This is a genomic window from Sphingomonas sp. LH128, assembly GCF_000293195.2.
GTDB lineage: Bacteria > Pseudomonadota > Alphaproteobacteria > Sphingomonadales > Sphingomonadaceae > Novosphingobium > Novosphingobium resinovorum_A.
On the sequence record NZ_ALVC01000425.1, the window covers coordinates 1 to 6,398 of the forward strand.

Sequence of the window (6,398 nt, forward strand, 5' to 3'; positions counted from 1 at the left end):
CGGCGCGCTGTTCATCGCCAACGACTATTCGCTGAAGCCGCTGATGGCGAAAATGGGCCAGGGCGGCGGCGAGAACATGTATGCGGGCATGGAAAAGATGCTGGCGCCGCAGTTCCGCTCGCTGTTCCGCCGCCTGATCGCTGACGAGGGCGCGGTGGTCTACCATTGCTCGGCCGGGCAGGACCGCACCGGCATGGCGACGGCGTTGCTCTACGACGTGCTCGGCGTCGATCGCGAGACGATCCTGAAGGACTACCATCTCTCCACCGAACTGCGCCGCCCGCAGTTCGAGATGCCCAAGGTGGACCCCAAGGACTATCCGAACAACCCGATCCTGAAGTATTACGTTGCGGGCGAGGACGGAAAACCGCGCAAGGCGGAGCCGCTCTATACGCCCTCCGGTGCCTCGCATCTGGCGCAGTTCTTCACGTACCTCGACAAGCAGTACGGCGGTTCGGAAGCCTACTTGCGCACGCTCGGCTTCACCGATGCGGACTTCGCGAAGCTGCGCAAGACAATGCTGGACTGATGACCTGCGACGGCTGATTACAATTTCTCACTATTTGCGGATGGGCGGCGTGACTGCGCCGCCCTAACCGCAGTGCATGGCATCCGCACCTTGTATCCCGCTCCGTCACCGCGCATTCGGCGCCTTGCTTACGTCCGCCGCGATCATGGCGCCGCAGGGAGCCGAGGCGCAGCAGCAGGCTGCTCAGGCGGGCGGGGGAGCGCCGGCTCAGGTGAGTTCCGGCGACGGGGATGACATCGTCGTTACCGGGCAGGCCCTGCCGGGCGCGGTGATTGGCGACATTCCTCCGGAGAACAAGCTGGGTCAGGCCGAGATCGCCTCCTACGGCGTCGATTCCATCGCCGAACTGCTCGACGAACTGGCCGACCAGACCACCAGCATCGCCGGGCGCGATGCCTCGAGCGGGCCGGTGGTGCTGGTCAACGGCAAGCGCATCTCGGGCGTCAACGAAGTCGGCGACCTGCCGGTGGAATCCGTGCTGCGCGTGGATATCCTGCCCGAGGAAGTCGCGATCAAGTACGGCTACGACGCGCAGTCCAAGGTCGTGAACATCATCCTCAAGCGGCGCTTCCAGTCCAAGGTCGTGAACCTGGGCGGAGGCATGTCGGGCGAGGGCGGCGGCGGGCAGGGCACGGGGGCCTTCACCTATACCAAGATCCGCGACAACGACCGCCTCAACATCACCGGCAAGGCGACCAGCCAGGCCGCGATCCGCGAGAGTGACCGCGACATCACCGCCGATCCGGACAGCACCGTCACCCCTGTCGATTCCATTCCGGGCGAGAGCGACTACCGCACCGTCCAGGCATCCACCCGCAGCTACGCGCTGGGCGCCAGCCTTGCACACCAGCTGAGTTCGAACGCCACCGCCTCGTTCAACGTCAAGGGCACGTACCAGACCAGCCGCTCGCTCGACGGGCTGGCGACCGGGGAACTGACGGTCCCCGCGGACAGCCCCTATGCGGACGGCACCGAGAACACGTTCACCCGCTATCTCTCGCAGGACCCGCTGCGCAAGGCGGTGAACACCGGCGGTGTCTCGGCGGGCGGCACGGTCAACGTCGATCTTTCGACCCGCTGGAAGCTCTCGGTGATCGGCAGCTACGCACATTCGGAATCGGAGACGCGGGCCGACAACGGCTATGACGTGACGACGCTGCAGGATGCCCTCGATGCGGGAAGCGCGGGCGTCGATCCCTATGGCACGCTTTCGCCCGCGCTGCTGGGGAACATGATCGTCAATCGCGCGAAGTCGAACTCCGACACCGGCAGCGCCAGCATGCTCGTCTCGGGCAAGGTGCTGCCGCTGCCCGCCGGCGACCTTGGCGTCAGCCTGAAGCTGGGGGGCGATTTCACCGCGCAGTCCTCCACGAGCGTGCGGGACGGCATGGCGAGCAGCGGCGATGCCGACCGCACCAACGGCAGCGCGCGCCTGAGCGTCGACATTCCGCTCACCAGCCGCAGCAGGGGCGTGCTCGGCGCGATCGGGACGCTCAGCGTCAACCTCAATGCGGGGGTGACGCAAGTGTCCGACTACGGCAGCCTTGCGACTTTCGGCTATGGCCTCAACTGGCGCCCGCGCGACGGGATCACCGTGATCGCGGCAATGAACCAGGACCGCAGCGCGCCCACCGTCGCCAACCTCGGCGATCCGACGGTGACCACCAGCAACCAGCGCGTCTACGACTACGTGACCGGCCAGACCGTGCTGGTGACCGCGATCACCGGCGGCAACCCGAACCTCAAGGCCGACGACCGCCGCAGCTTCAAGCTCGGGCTCAACGCGCAAGTTATGAGCACGCCCAAGCTCAATTTCAGCGCCACATACGTCAACAGTCGCAACCGCAACGCGGTGCTATCGCTCGGCGGCGTGACGCAGGCGGTCGAGGACGCCTATCCCGACCGCTTGGTGCGCGACGAGGACGGCAACCTGCTGTCGGTCGATGCGCGGCCGGTCAACGTCTACCGCCAGCGCAGCGAGCAGGTGCGCTGGGGCTTCAACCTTTCTGCGCAGCTGCGCAAGCCCACCCGTCCGCCGCGTCCGCCTGCCGGAGCGTGGGGCAGGCGAGGGCCGGGCGGCCGAAGCGAAGCGAACGGAGAGGCACCGCCTGCACCGCCCTCCGGCGAGGAGCGTCTGGCCGAGGGGCGCGGCCCCGAGGAGGGCACCGGCAACGAAATCACCGTCAACGGCGAGCGTGAACGCGCCGCCGAGGCTCCGGGCTTCGGCCGGCCGCCGGGCGACCGCGACGATGGCATGGGGCCGCCCGACGGCATGGGTCCGCCGCCTGACGGCATGGGGCCTCCCCCGGGAGAAGGTCCCGGCGGCGGTCCGGGCGGCTTTGGAGGTGGTCCGCGCGGTCCCGGTGGTCCCGGCGGCAGGGGCTTCGGTGGTGGAGGCGACAACGGCGTCCGCCTGCTCGCCTCGCTCTACCACACCTGGGTGCTGCGTCAGGACGTCCAGCTTACGGAAGGCAGCCCGACCATAGATCTGCTTGATGGCGGCACGATCACCGGCTCGTCCACGCCGCGTCACAAGGTGCAGGGCAGCCTCGGCCTGATCGACAACGGGCTCGGCCTGCGTCTGGAGGGCAACTGGCAGAGTTCGGCGGACGTCACCGGCAGCAGCTCGGCCTCGGGCAACCTGCATTTTGCCTCGCTGGCGACGGTGGACCTGCGTGTGTTCGCCAATCTCCAGAACCGCTTCCGGGGCAAGGACTGGGCACGGGGCACGCGGGTGAGCCTGTCGGTGGAGAACCTCTTCAACCAGCGCCAGAAGGTCACCGACGATACCGGCGCGACGCCTTACGCCTACCAGCGCGACTATCTCGATCCGATGGGCCGCACGATCCTGCTGTCGCTGCGGCGCATCTTCTGAGAGATGGGCTTGACAGATATTCTCAATCAAATAACTTGAGAATATCTCAGGTCGTCATCCCGTCGCAGTGGCGCGGCTGGGTTTCGATCGAAAATATGCGAAAGGAAGCTCGGATGACCACGTCCCGCAACGATTTCCATGTTTTCCGTCGCGGTCTCGAATGGGCCGTCAGCCTGCACGGGGTCGCTCTCGACGTCTTCGCCAGCCAGAAGGTCGCGCTCAACCGCGCGATCGACGCCGCGCACCAGATCGGCATGCAGGGCAGCGAGGCGCAGGTCCTTCTGATCGAACGTAATAGTTCGCCCCGGCCGCAATGGGTCTTCGGCCACCATCCTTATCCCCCGACGGCCTGATCGAGGGCCGGACAGGCCTTGAAGACAGGGAGCAGGAGCCCGGTTGATCCGTTCAACCGGGCTCCTGCTTTTCAAATGTACTGTGCAGATGCAAAAAACGGCGCTTTTGCCGTCATCCAGTGCCTTGCCAGTCGGTCCCTGTTGGCGTACCGGGGCGCCATCAGCCACTAGGCCGGTCAACGATACCTGTCATGGTGGCTCCCGCCCACTCCATGACGTAGGGATCACGATGAGCCTATACCTAGATTACCTCGCCGAAATCGAAAGCAGGAAAAATCAGGGTCTCGCGCCCAAGCCGATCGACGACGGCGCGCTCATCGCGGAGATCATCACCCTCATCGAGGATACCGGCAGCGAATACCGCGCCGACGCTCTCAAGTTCTTCATCTACAACACGCTTCCCGGCACCACCAGCGCGGCCGGCGTGAAGGCGGCGTTCCTCAAGAAGATCATCCTCGGCGAAGCCACCGTCGCCGAAATCACCCCGGCCTTCGCGCTCGAACTGCTCTCGCACATGAAGGGCGGTCCTTCGATCTCGGTGCTGCTCGACATCGCGCTCGGCGATGACGCGGCCATCGCCGCCGAGGCGGGCGAAGTGCTCAAGACCCAGGTGTTCCTCTACGACGCCGACATGTTCCGCCTGCGCGACGCGCTTCTGGCCGGCAATGCCGTGGCGAAGGGCGTGCTGGAAAGCTACGCCAAGGCCGAATTCTTCACCAAGCTGCCCGACGTCGAGGACGAGATCGAAGTCGTCACCTTCATCGCCGGTGAAGGCGACATCTCGACCGACCTGCTCTCGCCGGGTAACCAGGCGCACTCGCGCTCGGACCGCGAACTGCACGGCCAGTGCATGATCTCGCCCGAAGGCCAGCAGGCGATCGTGGCGCTCAAGGCCGCGCACCCGGGCAAGCGGGTGATGATGATCGCCGAGAAGGGCACGATGGGCGTCGGCTCCTCGCGCATGTCGGGCGTCAACAACGTGGCGCTGTGGACCGGCAAGCAGTCCAGCCCCTACGTTCCCTTCGTGAACTACGCCCCCGTCGTCGCGGGCACCAACGGCATCTCGCCGATCTTCGCGACCACCGTGGACGTGACCGGCGGCATCGGCATCAACCTCAAGAACTGGGTCAAGCAGATCGGCGAGGACGGCAAGCCGATCCTCAACAACGACGGCAACCCGGTGCTTGAAGAGAAGTTCTCGGTCGAGACCGGCACGATCCTCAAGATCGACGTCAAGAACAAGAAGCTGACCGACGAAGCCGGCAACGAACTGGTCGACGTCGCCGCCGCCTTCACCCCGCAGAAGATGGAGTTCATGAAGGCGGGCAGTTCCTACGCCATCGTCTTCGGCAAGAAACTCCAGACCTTCGCGGCTGAAACGCTGGGCGTCGAGGCACCCACCGTGTTCGCTCCGAACAAGGAACTCACCGTCGAGGGCCAGGGCCTGACCGCTGTTGAGAAGATCTTCAACCGCAACGCCGTGGGCGTCACCCCGGGCAAGGTGCTGCATGCCGGTTCGGACGTGCGCGTCAAGGTGAACATCGTCGGTTCGCAGGACACCACCGGCCTGATGACCGCGCAGGAACTGGAAGCGATGGCGGCCACCGTCATCTCGCCGCTGGTCGACGGCGCCTACCAGTCGGGCTGCCACACCGCTTCGGTGTGGGACAAGAAGGCCCAGGTGAACATCCCGAAGCTCATGTCCTTCATGAACAACTTCGGCCTGATCACCGCGCGCGACCCCAAGGGCGTCTATCACGCGATGACCGACGTGATCCACAAGGTGCTCAACGACATCACCGTGGACGACTGGGCGATCATCATCGGCGGCGACAGCCACACCCGCATGTCGAAGGGCGTCGCCTTCGGTGCGGACTCGGGCACCGTCGCGCTGGCGCTGGCCACCGGTGAGGCGACCATGCCGATCCCGCAGTCGGTCAAGGTGACCTTCAAGGGCAAGATGCAGCCCCACATGGACTTCCGCGACGTCGTCCACGCCACCCAGCAGCAGATGCTGGCACAGTGCGCGGGCGAGAACGTGTTCCAGGGCCGCATCATCGAAGTCCACATCGGCACGCTGCTGGCCGACCAGGCCTTCACCTTCACCGACTGGACCGCAGAGATGAAGGCCAAGGCCTCGATCTGCATCTCGGACGACGAGACCCTGATAGGCTCGCTGGAAATCGCCAAGTCGCGCATCCAGATCATGATCGACAAGGGCATGGAGAACGCGGCCGGTACGCTGCAGGGCCTGATCGCCAAGGCCGACGCCCGCATCGCGGAGATCCGCTCGGGCGAGAAGCCGGCGCTGTCGCCGGACGCTTCGGCCAAATACTTCGCCGAGGTGGTCGTGGACCTCGACATCATCGATGAACCGATGATCGCCGACCCGGACGTCAACAACCCCGACGTCTCCAAGCGCTACACTCACGACACGATCCGCCCGGTCTCGTACTACGGCGGCACCAAGAAGGTGGACCTCGGCTTCGTGGGCTCGTGCATGGTGCACAAGGGCGACATGAAGATCATCGCCCAGATGCTCAAGAACATCGAGAAGACCGAGGGCAAGGTCGAATTCAAGGCGCCGCTCGTCGTCGCCCCGCCGACCTACAACATCGTCGACGAACTCAAGGCCGAGGGC

At 65.4% G+C, this 6,398-nt stretch carries 4 protein-coding genes; all 4 read left to right on the top strand.

Going from position 1 to position 6,398, the window contains the following annotated elements; translation table 11 throughout:
- Nucleotides 1–529, top strand: a 529-nt coding sequence (locus tag LH128_RS27130; RefSeq protein ID WP_008832902.1) for a tyrosine-protein phosphatase, incomplete at its 5' end; no start/stop codon positions are given.
- A gap of 145 nt (nucleotides 530–674) precedes the next feature.
- Nucleotides 675–3,404, top strand: a complete 2,730-nt coding sequence (locus LH128_RS27135; RefSeq protein WP_327195283.1) for a TonB-dependent receptor — start codon at nucleotides 675–677, stop codon at nucleotides 3,402–3,404.
- A 113-nt stretch (nucleotides 3,405–3,517) separates the two neighbouring features.
- The gene (locus LH128_RS27140) at nucleotides 3,518–3,757 is read left to right on the top strand and encodes a hypothetical protein (RefSeq protein WP_008832904.1); all 240 of its coding nucleotides are present in this window, start codon (nucleotides 3,518–3,520) and stop codon (nucleotides 3,755–3,757) included.
- A 229-nt stretch (nucleotides 3,758–3,986) separates the two neighbouring features.
- On the top strand, nucleotides 3,987–6,398 hold a 2,412-nt coding region (locus tag LH128_RS27145), incomplete at its 3' end, for a bifunctional aconitate hydratase 2/2-methylisocitrate dehydratase (protein WP_008832905.1).

Excerpts from the sequence above, each read along its gene's own strand:
- LH128_RS27135 (WP_327195283.1), top strand. The coding sequence starts at position 675 with ATGGCGCCGCAGGGAGCCGAGGCGCAGCAGCAGGCTGCTCAGGCGGGC.
- LH128_RS27140 (WP_008832904.1), top strand. The coding sequence starts at position 3,518 with ATGACCACGTCCCGCAACGATTTCCATGTTTTCCGTCGCGGTCTCGAA.